Raw genomic sequence first — 23936 nt, 5'->3', positions numbered from 1 at the left:
ATCATGCTGACGCTGGAGAATATCGACCTCAGCTACGCCGAGCCGCCCGTCCATGCGGTGGACCATGTGAGCCTGGACGTGCCCACGGGAACGATCGTGGCGCTCTTGGGCGAGTCCGGTTCGGGCAAGTCTTCGCTGTTGCGGACGGTCGCGGGTCTGGAGACGGCGTCGGGCCGTGTGATTCTCAACGGACGCGACGTCAGTAGCGTGCCCGTTCACGAACGCAATATCGGGATGGTTTTCCAAAGCGGGCAACTCTTTCCACACAGATCGGTGGCGCGCAATATCGCCTACGGCCTCGAAGTGCGCAAACTGCCGAAGCCTGAGCGGAGCGCGCGCGTGGCCGAACTGCTCGAGCTTGTGGGCTTGCCAGGCTATGAGAACCGGCCGATCGTCACCCTTTCCGGTGGGCAAGCCCAGCGTGTCGCCCTAGCGCGTACCCTTGCCCCGCGCCCGGAGCTGGTCCTTCTCGATGAGCCGCTCTCCGCTCTCGACCGCATCCTGCGCACCCGGCTCTCAGCCCAGCTGCGCACTATTCTTAAGGCCGTCGACGCCACGGCCATCTACGTCACGCACGATCGGGAGGAGGCGTTGAACGTTGCCGACCTCATCGGCGTCATGCACGACGGCCGGCTCATCCAGCTCGGCACCGCCGAACAGTTGCTGGCCAACCCTGCTTCCGAGACGGTTAACCGCCTGCTGGCTTAAAATAGTTCGCCGTGTATCATGCCCGGACACACCTATTGCCGACGAGTTTAAATTCTAATGCTCGGCTCGCTAGGGAAATGTTCCTATATTTCCCGTTTGGATATGCTAGCGTTACGTTCCCAACAGCTTGGTCCTCGGGGAGTACACGCATGCGAGGTCTCCGTAGGTCCTTGCTGAGCCAAAGCCTGATTTTGTCACCGGTATCCCGCGTCTTCCTGAGCTATCTATCATCCTTGCGGTTGATGTTACTTTCACTAAGTATGGGAATCCCCCCGTTCCAGTACATGCTGCCGTTAGGTGCGCATTGATTGTTCTTTGTCTTGTAGTTGATGAGGGGTGAGGGAAATCAAAGGCTCCTGAGCATGTAATTTCAATACCTTTCGCGCTGGATTTAACAAATGAACTCCCCTGGGCAACTCTTCGCACTCATTCTGCAAGACGTGAGCTATTGCTCGCAGCATTTTCATGGATAGAATCTAAAGGTATCGTGAGCTTGAAAGTAAACTCCTCTCCATTCTGTTCAAGATCAACGATTTGGGGCTCGTTGTCGGAGAGGATCTCTATGCTAGCCTGCGTGCCAAGGGAGTTGGATAGGGCTCCCGTGACAATTGCGAAGCATAAGGCCGAGCTAAATAGTAGGTTTTCCATTGGAAACTCCTTCGGCAACTCGGATGTGAGAAGCAGTGAATAATATGGATACTTCACTATTGTTCAATTGGGGGAGCGCTAGGTCGTTATGAAAATTGCCTTTCACGAAGCAGATTACTTCGCGCGTTTTGCCCAAAAAGGTGACTGTCTCACGCCGATACCTTTCGCTTATACCGTGGGCGTGGCGAGCCCCGGAGCACAATGGGATCTCACGCGTCACCCGCCTTTTGCTCGCGAGGTCCCGCACCACAACCCGCTGTCAATCGAACAAGAAAGAGAGCTCGATCAGATCCTCGTCGAGACATCGTGCTCTCTTAACCTCGCACTCTACGCGGGCCACTTTGGTGAGGATTGGGGGCACTCGCTCGGTTTTGTGGATGAGGATGGCACGTTCATCTTCGGTGAGCGGTTTAATTTCATGCTTTATCGCACGGACGACATGCCACCGTTCGCCTATTACCGGCAACGCTGGGATAGCCCTTTCTCCCAGGTCGTAGCGGCATGGCCCGATAGTCGTTCCTGGTTTTTCAACTCGTTGCCCGATGCTCCATACACGATCATAGGTAGTGACAACGCGCATGTCGTCGACAAGCTCCTGGCATCTCCTGTGCTTGGAGCTGTTATTCTTCCGGCTTTCGGTGAATAATCCGCACCATCCTGCTACAGCGCCGGGTTGTACTTGAGCATGTTGACCTCGCCCGAGCACTCCGTGGCGATCGAAATGTTTGCCGCGAGCTTGCCCTCGGCGCGAAGCTCGAGGAGGCGGGGGACAACCCGGTCTCGCAATGACCAAGGGTCAATCGTATTGACGTAGATCTTCGAGCCGCCCTCGAACCCGGCGAGCGTGGACACACGCCACTTGAGCAGAATGCGCCAGGGCATGTTGACGTCCGAATCCATTGGCTTGGTGTACCACTCTTCATTGGTGGGTACGTCCGCGCCGGTGGCGGCGTGCATGGCATGAACGAGGTCCGACATCGCGCGCAGCTCGTCGCGGCTGTGCTCCCAGGGCTGAATGTGCGCCGACTTCGACCAGATCTCCAGGGACGGGTAGCGGTGGCCAAAGCCAGCGATCGCGACCGCGTGCTTGTTCTCGGCGATGATGAGGTTGTGGTAGCCGGCGTAGTTCACCCCGGCTTCGTTGTAGAGGTTCGGATTACGGCGAACCTTTTCCACCTCCATGCGGCCGTTGACGGTGCGCTGGTCAATGGCCACCAGCTGCTTGTGGAGATGATCAAAAGACGCGCCGGCGGGTTTAAGCCAATTCTGGAAGACCTGGACGTAGCGAACGTAGCGATTCGACTCGTAGAGGTCGCGCATGGAATCGACGGTGAGGCGCATGTACCACTCGTGTTCCTGCGGCGTGAGCGTTCCCGACGATGCCAGCTGCGTATCGTCGCTCGCCCCGTCCACGAAATGACGCCGACCCAAAATAAGATCGTGCCCGCCTCCGAAGAAGGAATAGGCACCCTTCATCTTCTCGGCCTCGGTCAAGTCCTCAAATTCCTCGGCGCTCATGCGCGAGGCGTACTTGTTGCGCAGCACGCCCATGACGTGGGCGCGGCCGGCCGGATCCGCCAAATAATGATCCATGCGCAACTGTGCCGCAGGGCTGAGTTTGTAATTGTAGTTTGCCGCCCAGTAGTCGAAAGAGAGAATTTCGAACAGGTTTGGCACCCGCCTGAACTCCCACTGGTTAGAGAGCATGTCCACCGAGTCGGTGAGGAGGATTTCGGCGTCGTCGCCCTTGCGAATCAAGCGCGACTTCTCCGGCGGGGTCTCAAGTACCCGCTGGGTGCAGAAGGCGCAGTGATGGCCCAGCTTGCTTGGGTCAATGGGCTGAGGATCCGCGTTTCTGATGCCGAGCGGCCTGTTCGCACGTCCCGGGACGGTCCACACCTCCGTACCCGAAAAAGGGTTGAGTTGTTTGATCGTCCCATCCGCCATCACCCGGAGGGGCTCGGCGAAAGCTTCGTACGCTTGCATGCGACTTCCTTTCAGCATCGTTGCGCCTTTCATTCTAACAGTGCTTCGGTGGTAGAAATACGGAGTGGCAGAACGCGTGAAACTTCCTCGAGAAATATGGGTGCTAGTGGTGGCAGCCGTGGTGGTCTCCCTCGGATATGGGATTGTGGCGCCGGTGTTGCCGCAGTTCGCCAAAAGTTTCGGGGTCACGACGACGGCCGCGACCGTCGTCGTCTCCGCTTTCGCTTTCATGCGGCTGACGTTTGCCCCGGTGTCAGGGTCGATGTCGAATAAGTTCGGCGAACGTGCAATGTTCATGCTGGGGGCCGTGATTGTGGCGGCGTCGTCGGCCGGGAGTGGGCTGGCCCACACATACGTTCAGTTGCTTCTGGCGAGAGCGCTCGGAGGCATCGGGTCGGTGCTGTTTTCGGTGGCGTCGATGTCGCTCATCATGAAGCTCGCGCCGGCCCATGCGCGGGGTCGGGCCTCGGCAGCCTACGGCTCCGGATTCCTCCTCGGGTCGATACTCGGGCCCGCGCTCGGTGGCGTTCTTGCTCCGCTCGGGCATCGTTGGCCGTTCTTTATCTACGCGATGTTGCTGGTGGCGGCCGCGCTAATTGTTTTGGCCTTCGTTCCCTCCGCGGCCGATGGGCATACGCCTCGCCGTACCCGATCCGTCCGCGCGCAGGTGACGCCAGACGAGTCCGGCAATCCCCAGGTCACGCTCGAACATGCGGGCACGCGCAGGCCCCCGATGCGGGTGCGCGAGGCACTGGCACTACGGCGATTCTGGATCATCTTGCTCACCGCGTTCGCGCAAGGGTGGACGAACTTCGGGGTGCGCGTAGCGGTTGTTCCGTTGTTGGCGGCGGGTATGCCCGGCGCGCCCGCGTGGCTGCCCGGTGGGGCGCTCATGGCCTACGCCGCGGGTAGTGCGCTGTCGCTGATGCGAGCGGGGTACTTTTCGGACGTGTATGGGCGCAAGCCCACCGTCGTTTTCGGTCTGCTCATTTCGGGCGTGTTTACCGTGTTCATGGGCGTGTGGGACTCCGTGGCCTTCGTACTGGTGGCCTCCCTGATGGGAGGCTTGGGCTCGGGAGCCATCCAGCCGTCACAGCAGGGCGCGGTGGCCGACATTATTGGAGACCGCCCGGGATCCAAGGTCGTGTCATTCTTCCAGCAATCAGCCGACCTCGGCCAGATCCTCGGCCCGATCGTCGCCGGTGTGATGATCGATTACTCGGGCTACCTGCTCGCATACGCCTTCTCGGGGGCGATCTTGATCGTTGTGGCGTTCGGATGGATCGTGGGTGTGCACGAGCCGATGCGCGTACGGCGTCGTCAATCCGGACTTTAGGGGAGCCTAATTACTTCGTCAGCGAATTGATCGGCTCGGGCCGCGCGGGCGCGAGATAATAGTACGTAAGTGACATCTTTCTGAAGGAGGAAACGATGGAGTACGCAGGCGTTTACGATGACCAGGGCAAGAAACCGTGGGTTATCGACATGGAGGGCGAGACCCTCGGAAATGACACCTTCCGCACCACGATGTGGACGGGCGAGCACCTACAGATGACGGTCATGTCCATCCCAGTTGGGGGCGACATCGGCCTTGAGGTTCATCATGGTATCGACCAGTTCCTGCGCATTGAGCAGGGCAAGGGCAAGTGCCAGATGGGTCCGAGCGAGGACAACCTCGACTTCGAGCGAGTTGTGGAGGACGATGACGCGATTTTTGTCCCGGATGGCGTGTGGCATAACGTGACCAACATTGGCGATGAGCCTCTCAAGCTGTACACGATCTACGCGGTGCCCGATCACGTGCCGGGCACCGTCCACCAGACTCAAGCGGATGCGGAGGCCGATCCAAACGAGGAAGACTAATCGCGCCGTCCGGGGCGGTCTCGCGCAGCGGGTCGCACATGTGTGGGGCGGGGAGCTACGGCTCCCCGCCTTTTTGTTCTCCGGCGGTGTGTCCGGCCAGAGGCTACCCCGTCGAGGGGCGCAGGCGATCCGGGTATTTGATAGGTGCGCCCGAATACAAGACGAGGGCCAGAAAACCAAGCGTTATGGCGAATATGAGTTGTGTCGGTGTCGCTAGGGGGTCGATCGTGACCGCCCACCATGAATAGCTATCCCCACTGCCGTCCTGCCCAAACTGGGCTGCCACCCCCGGGAGCAGAATCGGAATGAGCCAGGTCAATTCAGGCTTGCCGGCGGCAAGAAATGGAACGCTCAATGAAACGTATAACAAGACGTTTCTCGTGATCGCGCCTTGTGAGGCGCCGGCGATATCGCACATTTTCACCGTGATAAGTGCGGCGATGATAGCTGCTAAGGTCACCGACACAAACCAGAAGGCTTGTGAAACGAAGTGTCTCCTGTTGGTAGGAAGGGCGGTCATTTCAAGACCGGACAGGGCAACCGTTGCGCCAATAGCAACAACTGACGTCAGAAGGATGACGGGGGAGACGGGCCGAATCAGTAGGATCAGACCCAAGCGTTGCACCTTAAAATTGCCCAGCAGGGGCATGGCAACGAGGCCCGCGAGCGCAATCGCGAGGCCGAGCCTATATCGATGCACCGCGATGATGGCTCTTACAAGTCGCACTTGTTCCATCGATTCATTACCTCAGAAACTTCTGCTGGCGTCAGGACTGTTGTGTCGCTTTCGCTCGTTGAATCGCTGATGTCCATGATGTGTGCCCATGTGGAGGCTACTGCGCTCAGATCTCGATAGTAGCTATCGGGCAGAGGCTCATCTTCATAGAGTTGAGGGCATTGAAAGGGTACGGATACGTTCGTGGCGAGAAGATCAGGTGAAAACGCTTCCTCCGCCATGATTGTTGGGAGGAAACGTGTTCTTCCAGTTATTCCTTCAACGTCCCTGGCGCCGCGAACTGAAAGTTCGATAACTCTGTCAGGGATGAGGGCCTCATATCCGGTATCGCGAGCAGCTGCATATAGCGAACTGAGGTAGTCGACATAGGGCTGACCAATATCTGCATGCTCGCGGTACAGACAAATGGGAATCACGCCTTGATAGCACTCGTCAGGGTAGGCGGGGCTGGGGTTCATCGGCCTGCCCGGAACAAAGTAGCTTGCGGCAACAAGAATTGTGAACGCGCTAATGAAACCGGCTTGCGCTCGCCAATTGGGTATCCCTCGAGCCCAGACCTTACCCCGGGGCGTGGCAAGGAGGACCAGACCCGTGATGCCAAGCAGCGAAATTTGGAACAGTAGATGCGAAACATTCCAGGTCAGGCCAACTTGTGACACCGATGCGCCGCTATCGCCGAGAATTCTGAATGATGGTTCACTCGCCATCATCCCCATCAGACGGAGCTGGAGAAGGTAGGCGCTGACAGCTACGGCTGGCCCGGCAATAAGCGGTGGGAGAAATCGCCCAACTGCAGATCCAAATGCCGTAAACCAGAACAGCGATCCAAGCTGGGCGATCACAGCAAGAACAATCTGCCAAACCGAGTTAATGACTGCGTCAAAGATAACGAGGGAACTCACGACTGCAAGGAGGTGAATAGCTGCCAGCGGAATGAATGTGGACATGGCCATCCAGCTAAACGCTCTGAATCCTCGTCGTCCGTCGGTAACGTGGTGTAGGTGATCCCGCGTCAGTCTTGAGGCGTCAACTGCTGAGATTCCGGCGGCTACCAGTGTGACGAGCCAAGTAATGAGTGACGTGCCGCGAACGACGAACACGGCGTCGCCCACCCACGAGGGCCCTTGAAGCATGATGTTGGCGATGTACATTCCGGCCACCGGGATAAACGCCCAAAAACCAAAGAGCGTTTTTGAAGCGTACCTAATCATCGAATGCCCCCATGATATGGGTGAGGCCACGCTCGAAGACCGTGTTGCCGATTCCGCCGCCTGCGCCAATTCGCTCAATCTCTTGAGAGGTTCCTTCAAAGGCCAGCGCACCGTCCCGCAGGACCAGAATGCGGTCGCTCATCTGTGAAACGTCGTCCGCCAGATGGGTTGACATTAAAACGATATGGTCGCGAGCGAGCTCCTCCGTTAATTGCCGCAAATGCACGCGTTGAAGAGGGTCTAATCCCGCTGTCGGCTCGTCCAGAAGAAGGGCGGCCGGGCGGGCCACAATCGCTTGGGCGACGCCGAGCCGCCGCCCCATTCCGCCGGAAAGTGTGCGGATATTGGACGTACGGCGCTCGAGTAACCCCACGGATTCGAGTGCGTCTAACACAGCGCTACTGCGGTGTCGTTTTTCGACGCCGTAGAGCCAAGCGACGTACCACAGATAGTCGTCGACCGTGGCGTGGGTAGGAAACTGCATCGATTGCGGGAGGTAGCCCACGCCGGCGCCTCCGTCGAGCTTGCAATAACCCGAATTCGGCCGGAGTTCGCCGGAGATGAGATCAAAAAGAGTGGATTTTCCTGCACCGTTTTCACCCACGATACTGGTTAGCCCGCGGGGAAAGACATGGCTTATTGGCCCTAGGGAAAATCCACCCTGATGGGAAAAGGCGAGTTCGCTACAACGAAGTTCTAAGGTCATCGCTGACGTACTTTCTCCTAGTATTTCTCGCCCCGGGTTAGCACGTCATTGCTGACGATGTCATTGCGGTAGGGAATGTCAATCACTACTCGGATCCGTGCTCGTGCGTAATCCGCATTTGGGCTAAGTGAAGTGGTGGCTGCAACGCGCTGGTATGCCGGGAATGCAACTCGCTGAGAGTTTGCCCGTTGGTGCCAGTAATATTGCTGATTGCAATTCGTATACTGTGGAGCAAAGCAGAGTCCTGAATTGACGTAGGTGACGAGTTCAAGCATCGCCTTGTGGTCGTCAGCGTTGTTGATTTTGACGTAGCCGTCCACGCGTGAGCGTGTGCCTTGGGAGTGGCTAATTCCCCATGTTCCATACCCGTAGGCGGTGCTGCCGTAGCCTGATGCCTTCAGCGGGTAAGAAGCCGAGTTCCAGCTCTGACTAGCGTATGCCGCGCTTGCTCCAGCGCCGAAGAGTAGACCAGCTAAAACTACCCCCCCCCGGTGATTGTCCGCAGAGTTTTCATGGTGCCCTCCTTGAGTTTGAATGGCGACCACCAACCGGCCGCCTGTGACACATATTACACGGTGGTGGAAAATTCCGTCAATAGCCGTAAAGCGTTGGTTGGTGGTGATCTGTCCATGGTTGACTGTCGGCCACTCGTTGGGTGGCGCTGGTGTTGCCACCCGCGTCGCACCTCTCCACCCGTGACGCACTTCTCTGCCTGTGACGCACCTCTCCGCCCGTGACGCACCTGAATCCCGGGTTTAAGGTGCGCCGTTAGCGGAGAAGTCCGACGGCAAGGGGCGCGACGACGAGGCGCGACGACACCGTGGGCGCCGCCCGGGCGGCCCGGCTCTGGGTAGGGTGGAGGCATGAATCTCGCGGCAGTGATCGTCCAAGCTGGTGGTACGGGTGCCCGCCTGGGTGGCGCGTCCAAACCCGATTACCTGGTGGGTGGCCGACGTCTGCTTGATGTCTTCTTTGCCGAGCTGGCGGCCGCAGGCTTTGCGGGCGTGAGCGTCGTTGTCGCGCCCGGTGAGGTGGCGGTTCCGCCGGGCGCCATCCGCACGCTTGAGGATCCTCCGCACGGTGGTCCGCTTGCGGGAATAGTGGCCGGGCTCGCGCAGTTGGAGGGGTTGCCGGATTCGGCCCTCGTGGGTTTGGGTGCGTGCGATGCGCCGTTGTCGCCGAGGCTGTTCCCGGCGCTGGCCTCGAGCCTTGAGCGAAGCGGCGGCGGAGTGGCTTCGGGCTCGCTAGATGGGGTGATCCCGGCGTCGGGTGAGGGGCACCATCGGTATCTGCATGGCGTTTATCGGCTGGGAGCGCTGCGCGGGTTAGAGTTTGTGCGGCACGGTGCGATTCGCCCGGCGTTCTCCGCATTGAACCTTTTCGTCGTGGATGACCCTCACGATTGGTGTTTCGACGTCGACACCTCCGACGACGCCGAAGCGCTCGCGGCGCGCCTGTAGGGCCAGCTCGTCGTGATGTGCTGGTCGGCTGGGCTCCTACTCGCGATGGTGTAATCCTGTCAAGAATTGCGCCCGCCAAGGCTCGCTCGCGCCGTGGTGTGCCGCGGCCCAGGCGGCGCCGCGCGCCGCTATGCGCTGCCAGTCATATCTAGATGTATAGGCGGTCCGTCGCTGAAGGGTGCATTAATTTCTTACCGTGCCGTAAGTGGCCGGATTTCCAGGAGTGGAAAATTCACGGGCGTGACTGTATGAAATTCCGGGTTGATGAATATGGCTCATAAGTAATCGTGCCGGCTGACATGGCATTTATGGAACGCTCGGTATCTTGCAATAGTCCAATCGGTCAGAAAGACTCTCGAGCTTTCACGACACACGGAGAACACAATATGAGCCGTTCATCTGTCTACCGCCGGATTCTTGCCGGTGCCCTCGCGGTCGGTTTCCTTGCAACCGGTACGATTGCCGTCAGCGTCACTGCCGCCGAGGCCGCTGGGCGTCCTAAGCCTCCGGCAATTGTGCCGCTTCCGGAGAATAAGGATGCCGGGGAGTACTACAGTGCATCGCAGCTCGAGTCCTTCAGCCGGGATCAGCTGTACACGCTGAAGAAGAAGCATGAAAATACCTACCTTCACAAGCACCTCAACCTCCCGTTGCTTGGCGATTCTTACACCGCCGGCAATGGCGCAGGCTGGTACTACCAGAGCAAGGCATATCGGTCGGGCCTGAACTGGGGCCACGAGTTCGCGAGGATCATCAAGGAGCAGCGCGACATCGATACAGTGATCACCAATCTTGCGCACTCTGACGATGTGACTCAGGATGTGCTCGACTACCAGGTGCAAAACATCCCGACCGACACGGACCTGGTCATGATGACCATCGGTGGTAACGACGTCGACTTCAAGCACATCGTCATGCGCTGCTTCGTGCCCGCATTGCAGAATGCGGCTGCTTGCGCCAATGTCATCGGCGAGGCGGAGAGGAAGATTCCCGAAGTTCGCGAGCGCACCGCGCAGATCTTCGACAAGGTGGCGGAGCGCTGAAGGATCGTCCCAAGGGGTTGCCCAAGGCGCAGCTGACGTTGGTCTCCTATCCTCACCTGGCAACGAATACCCCCTACTACCTGGGCAATTTCGATGCGGCGGACAAGGTGCGTCAGCTTGGGCGCATTGCTCAGTCGGCTCAGAAGCATCTTGTTGAGGATTGGGTGAAGGCGCACCCGAACTCGAACCTCGTCGTCAATTATGTGGACAACACGGCGGCGGTCTTTGAGGGCCACGAGCCCGATCCACACTTTTCCACGGTCAATGACAAGCGGTGGATTAATGAGTTCACGGAGACCGACGGTCACCACATGAAGGATGGTTACACGGAGGCTGAGGCGAGCTTGGAACTGAACGAGTGGTACCACCCGAACCGTCGTGGCCACTACGAGATCGCGTTGAATATTGCCAACAAGTTCGGTGAGTGGAGTCGGAAGACCAAGGGGACCAAGAATGAGTTCCACGTTCCGACTAAGCGCGTCTTGGCCAATCCGAACGATTACGCCGATCACCTGAAGAAGAGCGTGGAGAATGCGAAGGCCGCGATGAAGGATGAAGATGATTTACGCGGCGAGTGGACCGACGTCGATGCGCTGGTTCGCGCGCCGGAACGGACGACGCCGTAGCCGTCTTCACGACGCCGTCGACGTGGTCTCCTCTACACGGTCGGCGCATGGGTCGGGGCGGGTATTGCCGCCTCGGCAACAGGTGGGCCCGGGCAATGATTGCCCGGGCCCACCTACATCCTTTACTCGCGGGCGAGATCCGCGGCGCCGATGATGCCGGCGTCGTTACCGAGCTTGGCTAGTAGCACGGGCGGTTCGGGGCGGAAGTCGCGCGCGGTGAGGCGCTCGAGGAAGGCGTCCCGGGCTGGGCGAAGCAGGACGTTGCCGGCCTCGGAGACACCGCCGGCGAGGACGAATGCCTCGGGGTCGAGGATCGCGGAGAGGTCGGCCATGCCTTGGCCGAGCCAGCGGCCCACCTCGGCGAATGCCTCGTTCGCCCCCGCGCACCCATTCTGGGCCGCCTGGGTGATCATGATGCCGGTGATGGCCTCGGGGTCGCCTCCGGCGAGGTCGAGCATGCCGGCCGAGCGCTCGCGGTCTTGGCGGGCGATCTTGCGCGCCGCCCGAAGAAGGGCGCCTCCCGAGGAGTAAACCTCCCAGCATCCGCGTAGGCCGCAGCCGCAGGGGATGCCGTTTTCGACCATGTTCAGGTGGCCGATTTCGCCGGCGAAGCCGCTCGCGCCACGCAGCAGTTTGCCTCCGACGATGATGCCGCCCCCGATGCCGGTTCCTACGGTGATGACAGCGGCGGATTCGTATTCGGCTGCCGCGCCGAAGCGGAATTCGCCCCAGGCGGCTGAGTTTGCGTCATTTTCGACGACGGTCGGCAGGCCGGTCGCTTCGGACACGCGCTTGCCGAGGGGGAGGTTGCGCCAGTTAAGGTTGGGGGCGAAGTTGACGGTGGAACGATCCGCATTGATGAAGCCGGCGGCGCCGATGCCGACGGCCTGCGCGTCGGCATCGGCGCGCAGTTCTCCAATGACTTCCAGGATTGTTTCGATGACTGAATCCGGCGTCCGGGTGTCCGTCGGTTTACGCGTCATTTTAAGGATATTGCCTTGCTCATCAACGAGCCCTGCGGCAATCTTTGTTCCGCCTACATCAACGCCAATAATCGCACTCATGGAACACATTTTGGCACGTATGCAAGGCGTTTTCAGTCGTTCAGAACAGTTTGCAACGCCTCTACTTGTGGGCGCGTGCGCGGGCCCTGCGTTCGAGTTCTGCGCGGGCTCTTTCGGTTTCCCTGGTTTCCCCTTCGGAGCCGCCTTCCGCCGCGGAGCCGCCTGAGTTGCTCTCACGGCTTGAGCCGTTCTCCCCGCCGGAGGTGGAGTTAGCCTTAGCGTCCTTGCTCGCCTTGCTCTTGGCATCAGCCTTGGGCGTGGAGGACTCCTGTGGGCTGGCAATGACCGTGGCGCGGGAGAGGACTTTGGTAACGATGATGCCACAGATGGTTTCCGCAAGCATGATGCCAACGAGAACTACGAGCTGGAAGCGAGCCGCCTCCACGGGGGAGGCGCCGCCGATGAGCGCGCCGACGAACGCGCCCGGCATGGTGACCAGGCCCGTGGACTTCGTCTTGTCGATCGTCGGCAGGAGCATCTCCTCAACGGCCGTTCGGCTCACGCGTGAAAAGGCCTGCTGCGGGCGGGCGCCGAGGGCAAACCAGCCCTCCACCTCGCCGCGCTGGGCCTGCGAGCTTGCCATAAAGCGACGCCCGGACAGGGTCGCTGCTGACATTGAGTTTCCGGTGATCATGCCGCCGACCGCGATAAAGTTCGAGACGGTGAGCTCCATCATCTGCATCGAGAAAATGAGTGCGACGACGATCAACGCGGCACTAGAAATGCCCAGCGCCGCCGCTCTGCGCCCATAGGGGAGCTGACGCAACCTGTTGCCCGAGGTCAGCGCGGCCACAGTCAACATGCCGGCCAGCATCAACACCGCAGTCCACGGATACTGGAATATCCCATGCAGGACGAGCGCAAGCGCCGCAAGCTGCGCCACCGCGCGCAGGGCCGCCACGAGAGGCTGGACGCCAACACGAAGCCCGGCCCAGCGTTGGAGGCCGAGAATGGCGACCACCATGACGGCGAGGCCGATGCTGGTGGTGATGAGGAGCCGGGTTGCGTCGTTCACGGTTCGATCCTAGTTCGCTGAGTCGAGGGCGCTTGCAAGCTCCTCAAGAGCGCCGAGCGAGAGTGCGGCGAGCCCTCGGTAGAAGTCCGACGATGCAGCATCGCGCGCACTGGCCAGCATCTGCGGAGCCCACAGAGCTAAGTGCTCGGTGTAGAAGCGGCGGACAAGCCCGACGTAGCGATCGGCGTCGACGAACGACGATCCATCGAGCGCCTCGAGAGCCCGCACGAGCCCCTGCGCCACGAAGTTGAATTCAAGGCCGATGTGATCGTCCGGCTCCTTGTGCAGGCGCGGGGCCTGCAACCCGAGCTGGCGATATTCGGCGCGAACCTGCAAGGTCTCCTCGTCAAAGACGAGGCCCTCGCCCCGGTGAACCGATTCAAACGGAGCCACTTTCGCGGCCGCCGTGCGCCCGTAAAGATCGTTGAGATCCTTGCGCAGCGCCTGGGCATCTTCGCCCACGCCGAACGACGCCGACCAGTAGTCGAGCCCCTGCGCGGTGTGAGCCGACGCATCAGGCCCGGCCAGCGGCCATTCGAGGTACATGCCCGCGAGCTGGGTGAGCGTTGCCGAGTCCGGGGAATCGAGGTGAAGGCGGCCCAAGGTGAGGAAAGCGGCGGCGAGAGCCTCGAGGCGGTCGTCGTGAAGCATGGTGAGTCCTTTCGCTACTTGGCGAGTTGCTGATCGAGGAAGGAAAAGATAAGCGCGGTCATGAGAGAAACCTGCTCGATGTCCGCCGCACCGGCGTGACCGCCCTCCGTGTTCTCATACAACCACGTCTCGTGCCCCATCTCCTCCAGCAGTGCGTGGAACTTGCGGGCGTGGCCGGGGTGGACGCGGTCATCCCTAGTAGAGGTGGTGAGCAGGATCGGCGGGTGTGGCTCGGTGCCCACGTTATGGTAGGCGGAATACCGCTCCATGTAGGACCAGTCCTCGGTATCCGGATCGCCATATTCTCCCATCCAGGAGGCTCCCGCGAGAAGATGGGAGAAGCGCTTCATGTCGAGAAGCGGCACGCGGCAGACAATCGCGCCGAAAAGCTCCGGGTAGGTGGTGTACATGTTGCCCATGAGCAAACCCCCGTTGGAGCCACCAATCGCACCTAACTGATCAACGGTCGTATGACCGCGACTGACAAGATCCTTGGCAACTGCCGCAAAATCTTCGTATGCCTTATTCCGGTTAGCTTTCAAGGCGGCCTGATGCCACGCCGGGCCGAACTCGCCACCGCCACGAATATTCGCGACGACGTACACGCCGCCCTCTTCCAACCACACCTTGCCGTACGTAGAGATATAGGAGGGCAGGCGCGAGACTTCGAAGCCACCATACCCATCGAGGAGGGTGCGCGCGGGCTGTCCTTCGAGGGCGGCGGTTGGGCCGATGATGAAATACGGAACCTTCGTGCCGTCGGCGGACTGCGCCCACTGTTGGCGAATCTCAAGGCCCTCGGCGTTGAAGCGAGACGTGGCGGCCCGCAGCTTGGCCACGTGCAACTCGGTTCTGCTGACGGGACCGTGGTAGAGCGTGGTGGGGGTGAGGAAATCGGAGATGGTGAGCCACACGTCATCTGACTCATCCGGGTCGACGCCGGCCACACTGACCGTCGCAAACTCGGCTGCCCTGGGGGTGACCTCGAAAATCTCCCACCGCTCGTCCTTGCTCTGATCGGCCGCGTGCGGATCCGCGCAGAAGAATAGGCGAGTCTTGACGTTGTCAAGAATGGTCAAGATGATGCCCGACTTCGTCGTCGTCAAATCCAGGAACGAGGACGAAGCCGTAGGCTCATACAGCACCTGGACGTCATCGGCCGAGGGACCGGCCACCGCCCTATCGAACGGCAAAATTGCCAGAGCGCCAGCGGGAATCGTGCGGCCCTCGAGCTCCCAGTCATGGCGCAAGGTCAACAGCGCCCAATCGCGCACAAGCCCCACCTCGGCCGAGCGTGGCAGCAGGATCTCGGTGAGCGCCGCCGGAAGCGCCTCGCCAGCCTCCTCAGCCGGAACGGTACATCCGCCGTGACCTGCCGCAACGGCGTCGATATCCACGAGGTATTCGATTGTTGTTCGGAAATCGGTGGCCCGATAGGTGAGCAGGCGTTCGTGACCGGGCGTGTGATCGTAGTGAGCACCCGAAACGACGTCGTGCTTGGAGCCCTCAACGATGACGGGAGCATCGCTCAGATCCTGGCCGCGGCGCCACAGGCGCGCACTGTTGGGGTAACCCGAGTCCGTCAAGGTGCCAGGCCCGAAGTCCGCCGAGATCACCACCGTGTCCCGATCAACCCAGCTCATCGCCCCCTTCGAATCGCCCTTGACGAATCCAGACTCGAGGAACGACTTCGCTTCGACATCAAATTCCCGCACGACGTTCGAGTCCGAACCACCCGGCGAGAGCGTGACAAGCGCCCGATCATAGGTGGGATACAGCAACGAGGCGCCACGAAACACCCACGACTGGCCCTCGTCCTCGCCGAGCGCGCCCACATCGAGGAGCACCTCCCATTCGATGTCCGCCTGAGCGTTCGCCAAATAATCCGCGACGGCGGCACGTCTCCACAGCCCACGCGGATAATCACCATCGGTGTAAAAGTTGTAGATCCACTCCCCGCGCTTCGTTCCAAGATCGAGCTTGTCCTTGGCCGAGAGAATCTCCGCCACCGCATCCCGATAGGCGCCAAACTTCTTCCCACCAAATTGGTCCAGCGTGCGCTGGGAGCGCTCGGTCACCCAAGCGCGGGTGGAATCATTGATCTCCTCCAGCTCAAGATACGGATCGATGAGATCCGTGGCGGTGGCTCGGGGAGCGACTTTCGGGGCATGCGGTGTTGTTGTCATGTCATCATTCTACGGGCCAGCTCCGATGGAGTGCCCTAGGTTTTTAGGTCCAGGTGACTTGAGTGTTGTCCGTTGATCCCCTGCCTGTGGGTGGGGAGAATGGATGAATGGTGAAGAAGTTCAGTAAGCATACTCCTGAGCAGATTGTTCGTAAGCTTGATAAGGCGCGGGAGATGAAGGAATCAGGCTCGACGACGGCTCAGATCCTGACCGAACTTGGGATTAGTGAAGCCACGTTGAATAGGTGGCAGGCAACCTATGGGTCGATGACCAAGAGCGAAGCGAAAGAGCTCCAGCGCCTGCGCGATGAGAACACGCGCCTCAAACGCCTCCTGGGTCAGGCAGAGCTGGAGAAGGCTGCGTGGAAAGAATTATCGGAGGGAAACTTCTAAGCCCAGCTCGCCGCCATGATGCCGTCTGGCATCTCGTTGGGCTGGGCTATTCCCAAAGACTTTCCTGCCAGATCGTTGGGCTCTCTCGCAGTGCTTACCGGCGCGCTAGGACCCGTGAAAGCACGCCGGATAAATACGCGGACTTGCGCGAGTGGATGCACGAGTTCGCGCGTGATCACCGCCGGTGGGGACACCGGCGTGCCTGGAGAAACGCCCTCGCCGAGGGTTATGGGGTATGCCGGGAAACTTTCCGGCGCTTGTGGCGTGAAGAAGGTCTACGCGTGTTGCCGCGCAAGAAGCGTAAACGCCTCAGTGGTCACGGCCAGCGTGATGTTCCTGCTGGCCAGTACCCGAACGACGTGTGGGCGTTGGACTTCCAGTTCGATTCAACCTGGCATGGCAAGATGATCAAGATTTGCAACATTATTGATGAATACACCCGCGAGCACGTCGCCTTCGCGGTCGATAAAAAGCTTGATGCGGGCTCGGTGATCGAACTGCTCGACGTGGCTTGTCTGGAGCGCGGAGGACGCCCTAGGGTGATTCGGATGGACAACGGGCCTGAGTTCATCGCCCACGCCCTCGAGGTTTGGGCGGCCGAGGATAAGACGATCCAAGCGCTCATTCCGCCAGGCCAGCCATGGCATAACGGGTTCGTTGAGTCGTTCCATAACCGGATGAGAGACGAACTCCTCGAGGACAACAGTATCGAGAACCTTGAGCATGCCCGCCTACTCGTGGCCCAGTGGTCACGGCGCTACAATGACTTCCATCCGCACTCCGCACTCGGCTACCTCAGCCCGCGGAAGTATGCGGAACAATGGAAACAAGAAAACACGGTCAACGCTTAAACCAAGTGGACCTAATTCTTAGGCCACCCCACCGACACTTTTTATCCAGCGTCTGTGCGCCGTGCCCTCGCGGCAGAAAAGCGGGAAATGGCTGGGAAAAGTGGGAAAGGACTGCGGAAGAGTCGAAGAGGGCGGAAAAGAGTGGTGCCCCCGGCACGCAGGTCCGGGGGCACCACCATCGCGTCGGCTGTTATCCGATGCCGATGAGTTGCTGCGAATCGTAGTGCAGCGAGCGGCCCATCAGCTCGGCGGCCAGAAGGATCACCAAACCGAGGCTCACCCAGGCGGCCAGCGGCACCGGGTTAGCGAGGGCCTTCGGCTCGGCCATCCGGTAGGCGACGAAGCCAATGGCCACGGCCCCGACGCCCAGGAGAATAAGCCTGACCCAGAAGAAGGCGCCGGCGAAGACCGCCGCAGACGTCGCAGCCGCCGGATCGGGGTTCATCGCCAAGTTCTGCAGGTGCATGACGTAGGAGATCAGGATCGCCACGGCCGCCAGAGCGGCCATCGCCGCACAAAAGCGAATGATAGCTACTGTCCAGCGCCACTCCTCCTCGGTGGTGGCCGCGTTGATCTCACGTGCGTTCGCGGTGAACCCGAGGGCGTCCATCCAAGACTTGCCGGCATTGGGGGCGGCGGAGCTCTTGGTGGGAATCTCTACGGGTGCGCGCCGCTGCTCACGCTGACGAACCAAGGTCATCAGCACAAGCGAAACAGTCACCGCCGCAGAGCCGAGCACGATCGCCGTCATGAAAAAGTGGAAGGGAACAACCCACGTGTTCCACGCCGGAACGGTAGGAAGGGTCGAGTAAATCATCGACATCGACACGATCAAGCCAATGCCGAAGATTCCCGCCAAGAACGCCACGAGCTGGCGGATCCTGAAGGAGGCAATCTTGAACCACTGCATGAAGGCGAAAACGAAGCCCAAGCCGGCGAAGCCCACACCGAACACAATCTCGCGGCTCAGCCACGACGTGGCCACGTTGCGGATGACGTTCAGCGTGTGGGTGACGTCGTTCATGTGGAACATGGAGGCGATCAGGCCAAAGACCAAGGCCGGGCCGATGAGGTAGACGATCGGCGTCGTCAAACGATCGGCAGTCTTTTCGTCGGTGCGCGCCGAGAGCCACATCTGGACGAGTCCAAGGATGATAAACATGCCCACGCACATTTGGGCGATGACCGTGAAGAGGATCATCGGGAGTTCATGAAGATTCATGTCAGATCTCCTTCGGGTTTGCAATCATGCCGGCCTGGGTGTTCCACGGCTGGGCGTCCTTGTGGGGGTTGATCACCAGTCGCGGCTTGGTGATCGACGGATCCGGAAGCGGCGCGACGCCGTCTTCGCTGCCATACGTCGAGCGTAGATCCTCGATGGGTCCCCAATCGAGAGCACGCGACGGGCAGGCATCCACACACGCCGGCGCCTGGCCCTGCTCGCGGTAGTCATAGCACAGGTCGCACTTGGACATGTGGCCGGTTTCCGCGTTGAACTGCGGAGCGCCATAGGCGCAGGCCCACTCACAGTAACGGCAACCCACGCACTTGGAGGAGTCGACGTACACGGTGCCGTCTTCGCGGCGGCTCATCGCCGTCGTCGGGCACACCTGCATGCAAATGGCTTCCTCGCAGTGGTTGCACGAAATCGACGTGTAGTAGGAGAAGACGTGCGGGGTAAGCGTTTGCCCTTGCTTTTGCCACGTACCGCCTGAATATTCGACGACGCGGCGCCAGTTCACACCCAGCGGGAGGTCGTGCTTGTCCTTGCACGCAATCTGGCACGCCTTACAGCCTGTACATATCTCCTGATCGAAGAAGAAGCCGTAGTTGGCTCCCTTTTCAGTCCGATTTTCGCTCATGAGTCCTAATCCTCCTTGGAGATGCCAGCGGCATTAGCGCTGTAGGGCTTGTAATAGGCGTCCTCAATCTTCTCGAGTGCGCCAGATTCCGCTTTCGCGATCTGTGCGAGCACGGTGTGGCTGGGTAGTCCCTTCGCCAGCGGCGTCGGGTGCAAAGACGTCAGGGTATTGACCGAACCGCCAATATCCACGGGATGCTTGCCGTCAGCCCCCTTCGGAAGGGAGAAATCAGCTGAAGGAAGCGGCTTGTACCAGGCTCCTTGTGGGATGGAGACAGTGCCGGGGATGATCCTTTGTGTGACATATGCACGGAGCTGAACAGTGCCACGCTCGTTGAAAACGTAGACGGCATCTCCATTCTTTATGCCACGCTGTTCCGCGTCGGTGGGATTCATCCAAGCAGTCTGGGTGTGTGCTTCTTTGAGCATCTTTACATTGCCATATGTTGAATGGGTGCGCCCTTTGAAATGGTGTCCAATGACCTGAAGCGGGTAATCTTTGTTCTCCCGGGCCTCGAGAGCGCCTTCCCACGTTGCGACGAATTCTGGGAGCGGCTTGATGACATCGCCGGCAAGAACCGGACGGAACACGCCAAACTCCCATACTTTCGCCATCTTTGCGAGGCGTTCGGAGTAGATCTCGATTTTACCTGACGGAGTCGAAAGTGGGTTGGCCTGCGGATCTTCGCGGAAGTCTTTCATTGCGATGACGGGGCCGGCGTTACGACGGTAGATTCCCATCTTCTTCCACTCATCCCACGTCGGCAGCTCCGGATCCTTCTTACGGGATTCTTCGATAGTCAGACGAAGCCAATCTTCGCGACTCTTTCCACCAGTGAATTCCTGTTCGATGTCAAGCTTGGCTGCAAGTTCTGTACAAATATCGAAGATTGATTTTGTTTCGTACAGGGGCTCGATTGCCTGCTCGGAGACGATGCCATAAGCCATCGGGCCGCCATTGGCGCCGTCGTGGTAATCGAACTCCTCCGACGTCGATGTGCCGGGCAACACGTAATCTGAATAACGCGCAGAAACCGTGTACATGATGTCAGTGGTCACAATCAGCTCGCACTTCGATTCGTCTTGCAAGATGGTGACGGATTCATTGTTGTTTCCAGTCTGATTGACGAGCGAATTGCTGGCGTACTGGAAGACTGCTTTGATCGGTACCTCAAGCGAGGTATTTTCCGGTTGCATATTTTCGTCGATGGGGACCTTGAGAGCGCGCACCCCGGGTTTAGGTTTAACACCGACGCCAGCATTGAAGGTGTTCATCTGCGGGCCGTGATCAATGGCGTCGAGCCAAGAAAAACAGGAAATGATCTTCTCTGAGGGGTTGACCAATTCAGTGTAGAACGGGTTTGCGATAGCAAGGCCTGCAGCACCTTCGCGCGCGCCGGTGCCTCCGCCCGGAATTCCTGGATTACCCGTCACGCATGCGAGGAGGAAAATTGCCCGGGCGGTGTTCTCACCGTTGGCGTGGCGTTGCGGACCCCAGCCCTGGGTGATGGCTGCGGGCTTAGCGTTTGCGATTTCGCGGGCAAGTCGGCGGATCGTTGCAGCAGGGACGCCACAGATGTCGGCGGCCCACTCGGGAGTCTTCGCGACACCATCTGCACCTTTGCCCTCAAGGTAGGAACGATAGGATGAATTTACGGGAGCTCCTTCGGGCATGTGCGCCTCGTCAAATCCAATACAGTATTTGTCAAGGAAAGCCTGGTCGTGAAGGTTTTCTTCGACCATTACATAGATCATGCCTGCGATGAGCGCGGCGTCGGTACCCGGGCGGAGTGCAACCCACTCGTCACCGAGAGCGACCGATGTGTCAGAGTAACGCGGATCAATAACAATTGTGCGCACTCCATGCTTGCGTTTGATCTCCTGGGTGACGAAGGTATGGCCGCCCCCAGACATGCGCGTCTCAAGCGGGTTATTTCCGAACATCACCTGGAGCTTGGCATGGGAGACGTCGTCAAACGAGTTTGAATTGACCCATGCGCCGTAGAAGTAGGGATATGCCTGTGTGATCGCCGTCGTTGAATAATCGGAGTAATGGTCCAGATATCCGCCAAACGCATTAAGGAGGCGTGCTTGTGGGGTAGCGTCTGGTGGCCAAGAACAGGACATGACAGATCCAAGCGTGCCGGTACCATATTGCACGTAAAAGGCCTCATTGCCATACTTGGCCTTTATTTCCTTCATCTTGTCGGCAATCTCGGTTAGTGCCTGGTCCCACGAGATTTCTTCCCACTGCTCATCGCCACGTTTTGTTCCAGGCTTTCGCTTCATCGGCTTCTTGAGGCGATCTGGGTTGTAGATGCGCTGGCGGATAGAGCGACCGCGAACGCAGGCGCGTACCCGCTGATTGCCGAGGGTGTCATCGCCCGTGTTGTCTGGCAGAACGCGGACGATAGTTCCGTCCTTAACCTGCAACCGCAGTGGGCAACGTGACCCACAATTGACGGTACACGCGCTCCACACGGTACGGTCGGCGTCGGCCAGACCTTCCGTGGAGGCGGCTTGAGCCGGGTCGGGCATACCGAGGTCGGTGGTCGCGGCTAGGCCCGCAACACCAGCGGCCACGCCTGACCACTTGAGGAAGGTACGACGCGAGGGGCCTTGCGGCTCCGTCGGTGCGCCGGGTGAAAGCGTCTGAGTCATCTTTGCCCCCGTTTGTTGGTGAATAAAGAAGAGCCGGAGCAATTTCCCCGGCTGGCACTTCAATTATTTGACCCAAAGCGACGGGTGTTCAGTAGCCGAAGGTCCTAGGTGGTACGAAAAGACGGGTGCGATCCAGTAGTTGATCGCACCCGTTTGATGACGGTTGGCTTGCGTAATGCTCTTGCAGGTCAGGCGAGGGCCGAGAACGCCTTTTCGAGCTCCTCCGGCGTGGTGGTTGGGTCGTCTGACAGCACGCAGTTTTTCATGGCGGCGGCGACGATCGTGTAGCCGGCCTTGTTGAGTGCCGAGGTGACGGCCGCGAGCTGATGGATGACGTCCACGCATTCGCCGCCCTTCTCAATGCTGTCGATGACCGCGTTGAGTTGCCCGCGCGCCCGCTTAAGCCGATTGAGAGCCTTGCGCTGCTCGGCCGATATTTTTGGAATTTCTTGCATATTCCCACCTCTCTCGCTCATGTGGCTTTTTGCATGTTACGGGATGGAATCAAGTGCTTGCGTATTCTCGCGCCTGCGCATTAGCCTATACCCCAGGGGGTATCTAGAGCAATGGAGGATTACCCAATGAAGATTGTTGTTGTTGGCGGCGTCGCCGGCGGAATGTCCGCAGCAGCCCGCCTGCGTAGGCTTCAGGAAGACGCTGAGATCATCGTCCTCGAGGCGGGCCCGGAAGTCTCGTTCGCAAACTGTGGCTTGCCGTATTTCGTCTCCGGTGAAATCACCGATCGCGGCGCGCTCCTTGTCCAGACGCCCGAATCGCTCAAGGCCTCGCTCAACCTTGACGCGCGCGTCAACTCGACCGTGACCAAGGTGGATCCGCAGACCAAGACCGTCCAGGTCCGCGGCCCCGAGGGTGAGTACGAGCTTTCCTACGACGAACTCGTCCTCTCGCCTGGCGCAGACGCCTTCCGTCCGAACATCCCCGGCATCGACTCCGAGCGCGTGACCACCCTGCGCACCGTCTCCGACGCCCTCGCCCTCGACAAGATGGCTGAAGGTGCCAAGACCGCCGTCGTGATCGGCGCGGGCTTCATCGGCCTCGAAGCCGCTGAAGCTCTCAACATGCGCGGCATCAAGACCACCGTGGTCGAATTCGCTGACCACGTCCTACCGCCACTCGACCAGGAGACGGCCTACTACGTCACCGGCGAACTGAAGTCGCTCGGCCTTGACGTGCGCACCTCCACCGCCGTCGAAGCGATCGAGGAAGGCGAGGGGACCGGCGTCGCGATCCTTTCGGACGGCTCGCGCGTCGAGGCCGACGTCGTCGTCCTGTCTGCCGGCGTACGCCCGCGCACCGACACGTGGGAAGCCGCTGGCGTCGAATGCGCAGGCGGAGCGATCGTTATCGACGAGCACGGCCGCACCAACGTCCCCAACATCTGGGCAGTCGGCGACGCCGCCACCTCGACCGACCTTGTCACCGGCATCAAGCGCCCGGTCGCCCTTGCGGGCCCGGCCAATCGCGCCGGACGCCTCGTCGCCGACGCCATCTCTGGCGACCTCTCCCATCCCATCCCGACCACCATCGGCACGGCCATCGTCCGCGTCGGCAAGCTCACCGCCGCCACGACCGGCGCAAACGAGCGCACACTCGCGGCCGCCAACATTGCCCACCACACCATCTCCCTCCACCCGGCCAACCATGCCGGCTACTTCCCGGGCGCCAAGCAGATGCACATGCGCCTCCACTTCGGGCAAGACGGGAAGGTGCTCGGTGCGCAGATTGCGGGTGTCGACGGCGTCGACAAGCGTATCGACGTCCTCGCCACCGCCATCAAGGCTGGCATGACAGTCGCTGATCTCATCGACCTCGACCTTGCCTACGCCCCGCCCTACGGCTCGGCGAAGGACCCGGTCAACATGGCCGGCATGATGGCCGCCAACGTCCTCGACCACACGATGGACGTCTGGCACACCTGCGAACTTGAGGAACTCCGCAAGGATCACCTCATCCTCGACGTACGTAGCCGCGGCGAGTACGCAAACGAGGGCCACATTGACGGCGCACTCAACATCCCGCACCTCGAAATCCGTGACCGGATGGACGAGGTCCGCGAGGCTGCTGCTGGGCGCCCGATCGCGGTTCACTGCAAGTCGGGCATGCGCTCATACCTTGCACACCGCCAGCTTGTTCAGGCCGGATTCGAGTGCGCAAACCACTCGGGCGGCATGATCACCATGTTGGCAGAAATCGGCGACGACGCCTCCGGCATGATCGTCCAGTAATCCAATAGCTCAAACACTCGAG

Annotated in this window: 24 protein-coding genes; 10 read left to right on the top strand and 14 right to left on the bottom strand. The window is 60.0% G+C overall.

The window, feature by feature from the left end:
• Positions 1-3 precede the first annotated feature (3 nt).
• Complete coding sequence (locus tag HLG82_RS08905) at positions 4-708, top strand: ABC transporter ATP-binding protein (RefSeq protein WP_193326486.1); 705 nt, start codon at positions 4-6, stop codon at positions 706-708.
• Positions 709-1134: 426 nt separating this feature from the next.
• Here HLG82_RS08905 and HLG82_RS08900 read toward each other — a convergent pair whose 3' ends face one another.
• Positions 1135-1413, bottom strand: a complete 279-nt coding sequence (locus HLG82_RS08900; protein ID WP_193326485.1) for a hypothetical protein — start codon at positions 1411-1413, stop codon at positions 1135-1137.
• Positions 1414-1444: 31 nt separating this feature from the next.
• Between HLG82_RS08900 and HLG82_RS08895 the strand changes: the two genes are divergently transcribed.
• Positions 1445-2002 carry a hypothetical protein gene (locus HLG82_RS08895; protein WP_193326484.1) on the top strand — a complete coding sequence of 186 codons (558 nt, stop codon included), beginning with the start codon at positions 1445-1447 and terminating at the stop codon, positions 2000-2002.
• Between the two features lie 14 nt (positions 2003-2016).
• On the opposite strand, the gene HLG82_RS08890 is transcribed toward HLG82_RS08895, so the two are convergent.
• Positions 2017-3342 (bottom strand): DUF4921 family protein, encoded by a 1326-nt coding sequence (locus HLG82_RS08890; RefSeq protein WP_193326483.1) that lies wholly within the window; start codon positions 3340-3342, stop codon positions 2017-2019.
• A gap of 64 nt (positions 3343-3406) precedes the next feature.
• On the opposite strand from HLG82_RS08890, the gene HLG82_RS08885 reads away from it, so the two are divergent.
• Both HLG82_RS08885 and HLG82_RS08880 read left to right on the top strand, forming a co-directional pair.
• Complete coding sequence (locus HLG82_RS08885) at positions 3407-4678, top strand: MFS transporter (RefSeq protein ID WP_193326482.1); 1272 nt, start codon at positions 3407-3409, stop codon at positions 4676-4678.
• Positions 4679-4773: 95 nt separating this feature from the next.
• Positions 4774-5205, top strand: a complete 432-nt coding sequence (locus HLG82_RS08880; RefSeq protein ID WP_193326481.1) for a cupin domain-containing protein — start codon at positions 4774-4776, stop codon at positions 5203-5205.
• A gap of 103 nt (positions 5206-5308) precedes the next feature.
• On the opposite strand, the gene HLG82_RS08875 is transcribed toward HLG82_RS08880, so the two are convergent.
• Genes HLG82_RS08875 through HLG82_RS08860 form a run of 4 tightly spaced genes read right to left on the bottom strand, consistent with a single transcriptional unit; the run spans position 5309 to position 8178 of the window.
• Positions 5309-5941 (bottom strand): hypothetical protein, encoded by a 633-nt coding sequence (locus tag HLG82_RS08875; protein ID WP_193326480.1) that lies wholly within the window; start codon positions 5939-5941, stop codon positions 5309-5311.
• Positions 5920-7152, bottom strand: a complete 1233-nt coding sequence (locus HLG82_RS08870) for a hypothetical protein (RefSeq protein ID WP_193326479.1) — start codon at positions 7150-7152, stop codon at positions 5920-5922. The genes HLG82_RS08875 and HLG82_RS08870 overlap by 22 nt, the downstream gene beginning before the upstream one ends.
• Positions 7145-7858 carry an ATP-binding cassette domain-containing protein gene (locus HLG82_RS08865; RefSeq protein ID WP_255313880.1) on the bottom strand — a complete coding sequence of 238 codons (714 nt, stop codon included), beginning with the start codon at positions 7856-7858 and terminating at the stop codon, positions 7145-7147. Before HLG82_RS08865 ends, HLG82_RS08870 begins: the two co-directional genes overlap by 8 nt.
• Before the next feature lie 17 nt (positions 7859-7875).
• Complete coding sequence (locus HLG82_RS08860; protein ID WP_193326477.1) at positions 7876-8178, bottom strand: hypothetical protein; 303 nt, start codon at positions 8176-8178, stop codon at positions 7876-7878.
• Positions 8179-8721: 543 nt separating this feature from the next.
• Here HLG82_RS08860 and mobA point away from each other — a divergent pair.
• From mobA to HLG82_RS08845, 3 genes are all read left to right on the top strand, one after another.
• The gene (mobA, locus tag HLG82_RS08855) at positions 8722-9318 is read left to right on the top strand and encodes a molybdenum cofactor guanylyltransferase (RefSeq protein WP_193326476.1); all 597 of its coding nucleotides are present in this window, start codon (positions 8722-8724) and stop codon (positions 9316-9318) included.
• Between the two features lie 386 nt (positions 9319-9704).
• Positions 9705-10361: a GDSL-type esterase/lipase family protein gene (locus tag HLG82_RS08850; RefSeq protein ID WP_193326475.1), complete on the top strand. Its 657-nt coding sequence runs from the start codon at positions 9705-9707 to the stop codon at positions 10359-10361.
• A 17-nt stretch (positions 10362-10378) separates the two neighbouring features.
• Positions 10379-10987 carry an SGNH/GDSL hydrolase family protein gene (locus tag HLG82_RS08845; protein ID WP_193326474.1) on the top strand — a complete coding sequence of 203 codons (609 nt, stop codon included), beginning with the start codon at positions 10379-10381 and terminating at the stop codon, positions 10985-10987.
• Between the two features lie 122 nt (positions 10988-11109).
• On the opposite strand, the gene HLG82_RS08840 is transcribed toward HLG82_RS08845, so the two are convergent.
• The 4 genes from HLG82_RS08840 to HLG82_RS08825 all read right to left on the bottom strand — a co-directional run bounded on the left by HLG82_RS08840 (position 11110) and on the right by HLG82_RS08825 (position 15903).
• A complete protein-coding gene (locus tag HLG82_RS08840; RefSeq protein ID WP_193326473.1) occupies positions 11110-12051 on the bottom strand; it encodes an ROK family glucokinase in 942 nt (313 codons plus the stop codon).
• A gap of 61 nt (positions 12052-12112) precedes the next feature.
• On the bottom strand, positions 12113-13066 hold the full coding sequence (locus HLG82_RS08835) for an ABC transporter permease (protein ID WP_193326472.1): 954 nt from the start codon (positions 13064-13066) through the stop codon (positions 12113-12115).
• A gap of 9 nt (positions 13067-13075) precedes the next feature.
• The gene (locus HLG82_RS08830) at positions 13076-13717 is read right to left on the bottom strand and encodes a TorD/DmsD family molecular chaperone (RefSeq protein ID WP_193326471.1); all 642 of its coding nucleotides are present in this window, start codon (positions 13715-13717) and stop codon (positions 13076-13078) included.
• A 14-nt stretch (positions 13718-13731) separates the two neighbouring features.
• Complete coding sequence (locus tag HLG82_RS08825; protein ID WP_193326470.1) at positions 13732-15903, bottom strand: prolyl oligopeptidase family serine peptidase; 2172 nt, start codon at positions 15901-15903, stop codon at positions 13732-13734.
• A 107-nt stretch (positions 15904-16010) separates the two neighbouring features.
• On the opposite strand from HLG82_RS08825, the gene HLG82_RS08820 reads away from it, so the two are divergent.
• Complete coding sequence (locus tag HLG82_RS08820; protein WP_193326469.1) at positions 16011-16295, top strand: transposase; 285 nt, start codon at positions 16011-16013, stop codon at positions 16293-16295.
• On the top strand, positions 16265-17146 hold the full coding sequence (locus tag HLG82_RS08815) for an IS3 family transposase (protein WP_193326468.1): 882 nt from the start codon (positions 16265-16267) through the stop codon (positions 17144-17146). The genes HLG82_RS08820 and HLG82_RS08815 overlap by 31 nt, the downstream gene beginning before the upstream one ends.
• Before the next feature lie 190 nt (positions 17147-17336).
• Here the strand turns inward: HLG82_RS08815 and HLG82_RS08810 are convergent, their stop codons facing one another.
• From HLG82_RS08810 to HLG82_RS08795, 4 genes are all read right to left on the bottom strand, one after another.
• Positions 17337-18368 (bottom strand): dimethyl sulfoxide reductase anchor subunit family protein, encoded by a 1032-nt coding sequence (locus tag HLG82_RS08810; protein WP_193326467.1) that lies wholly within the window; start codon positions 18366-18368, stop codon positions 17337-17339.
• Between the two features lies 1 nt (position 18369).
• Positions 18370-19008, bottom strand: a complete 639-nt coding sequence (locus tag HLG82_RS08805) for a DMSO/selenate family reductase complex B subunit (protein WP_193326466.1) — start codon at positions 19006-19008, stop codon at positions 18370-18372.
• Between the two features lie 5 nt (positions 19009-19013).
• The gene (locus HLG82_RS08800; RefSeq protein ID WP_193326465.1) at positions 19014-21668 is read right to left on the bottom strand and encodes a DMSO/selenate family reductase complex A subunit; all 2655 of its coding nucleotides are present in this window, start codon (positions 21666-21668) and stop codon (positions 19014-19016) included.
• Positions 21669-21856: 188 nt separating this feature from the next.
• Entirely contained in the window at positions 21857-22123 is a 267-nt protein-coding gene (locus HLG82_RS08795) for a metal-sensitive transcriptional regulator (RefSeq protein WP_193326464.1), read from the bottom strand.
• Between the two features lie 126 nt (positions 22124-22249).
• On the opposite strand from HLG82_RS08795, the gene HLG82_RS08790 reads away from it, so the two are divergent.
• Entirely contained in the window at positions 22250-23914 is a 1665-nt protein-coding gene (locus HLG82_RS08790; RefSeq protein ID WP_193326463.1) for an FAD-dependent oxidoreductase, read from the top strand.
• The last annotated feature ends 22 nt before the right edge of the window (positions 23915-23936 follow it).

Source organism: Trueperella pecoris (assembly GCF_014926385.1).
Taxonomy (GTDB): Bacteria; Actinomycetota; Actinomycetes; order Actinomycetales; family Actinomycetaceae; genus Trueperella; species Trueperella pecoris.
This window is presented reverse-complemented; position numbering and strand designations above follow the sequence as displayed.

Bases quoted from the DNA above. Each gene is read 5' to 3' on its own strand.
- HLG82_RS08895 (WP_193326484.1), top strand. From the start codon at position 1,445: ATGAAAATTGCCTTTCACGAAGCAGATTACTTCGCGCGTTTTGCCCAA.
- HLG82_RS08905 (WP_193326486.1), top strand. From the start codon at position 4: ATGCTGACGCTGGAGAATATCGACCTCAGCTACGCCGAGCCGCCCGTC.
- HLG82_RS08805 (WP_193326466.1), bottom strand. From the start codon at position 19,008: ATGAGCGAAAATCGGACTGAAAAGGGAGCCAACTACGGCTTCTTCTTC.
- HLG82_RS08880 (WP_193326481.1), top strand. From the start codon at position 4,774: ATGGAGTACGCAGGCGTTTACGATGACCAGGGCAAGAAACCGTGGGTT.
- HLG82_RS08790 (WP_193326463.1), top strand. From the start codon at position 22,250: ATGAAGATTGTTGTTGTTGGCGGCGTCGCCGGCGGAATGTCCGCAGCA.
- HLG82_RS08840 (WP_193326473.1), bottom strand. From the start codon at position 12,051: ATGAGTGCGATTATTGGCGTTGATGTAGGCGGAACAAAGATTGCCGCA.
- mobA (WP_193326476.1), top strand. From the start codon at position 8,722: ATGAATCTCGCGGCAGTGATCGTCCAAGCTGGTGGTACGGGTGCCCGC.
- HLG82_RS08890 (WP_193326483.1), bottom strand. From the start codon at position 3,342: ATGCAAGCGTACGAAGCTTTCGCCGAGCCCCTCCGGGTGATGGCGGAT.
- HLG82_RS08875 (WP_193326480.1), bottom strand. From the start codon at position 5,941: ATGGAACAAGTGCGACTTGTAAGAGCCATCATCGCGGTGCATCGATAT.
- HLG82_RS08870 (WP_193326479.1), bottom strand. From the start codon at position 7,152: ATGATTAGGTACGCTTCAAAAACGCTCTTTGGTTTTTGGGCGTTTATC.
- HLG82_RS08800 (WP_193326465.1), bottom strand. From the start codon at position 21,668: ATGACTCAGACGCTTTCACCCGGCGCACCGACGGAGCCGCAAGGCCCC.
- HLG82_RS08810 (WP_193326467.1), bottom strand. From the start codon at position 18,368: ATGAATCTTCATGAACTCCCGATGATCCTCTTCACGGTCATCGCCCAA.
- HLG82_RS08865 (WP_255313880.1), bottom strand. From the start codon at position 7,858: ATGACCTTAGAACTTCGTTGTAGCGAACTCGCCTTTTCCCATCAGGGT.
- HLG82_RS08825 (WP_193326470.1), bottom strand. From the start codon at position 15,903: ATGACAACAACACCGCATGCCCCGAAAGTCGCTCCCCGAGCCACCGCC.
- HLG82_RS08820 (WP_193326469.1), top strand. From the start codon at position 16,011: ATGGTGAAGAAGTTCAGTAAGCATACTCCTGAGCAGATTGTTCGTAAG.
- HLG82_RS08850 (WP_193326475.1), top strand. From the start codon at position 9,705: ATGAGCCGTTCATCTGTCTACCGCCGGATTCTTGCCGGTGCCCTCGCG.
- HLG82_RS08795 (WP_193326464.1), bottom strand. From the start codon at position 22,123: ATGCAAGAAATTCCAAAAATATCGGCCGAGCAGCGCAAGGCTCTCAAT.
- HLG82_RS08830 (WP_193326471.1), bottom strand. From the start codon at position 13,717: ATGCTTCACGACGACCGCCTCGAGGCTCTCGCCGCCGCTTTCCTCACC.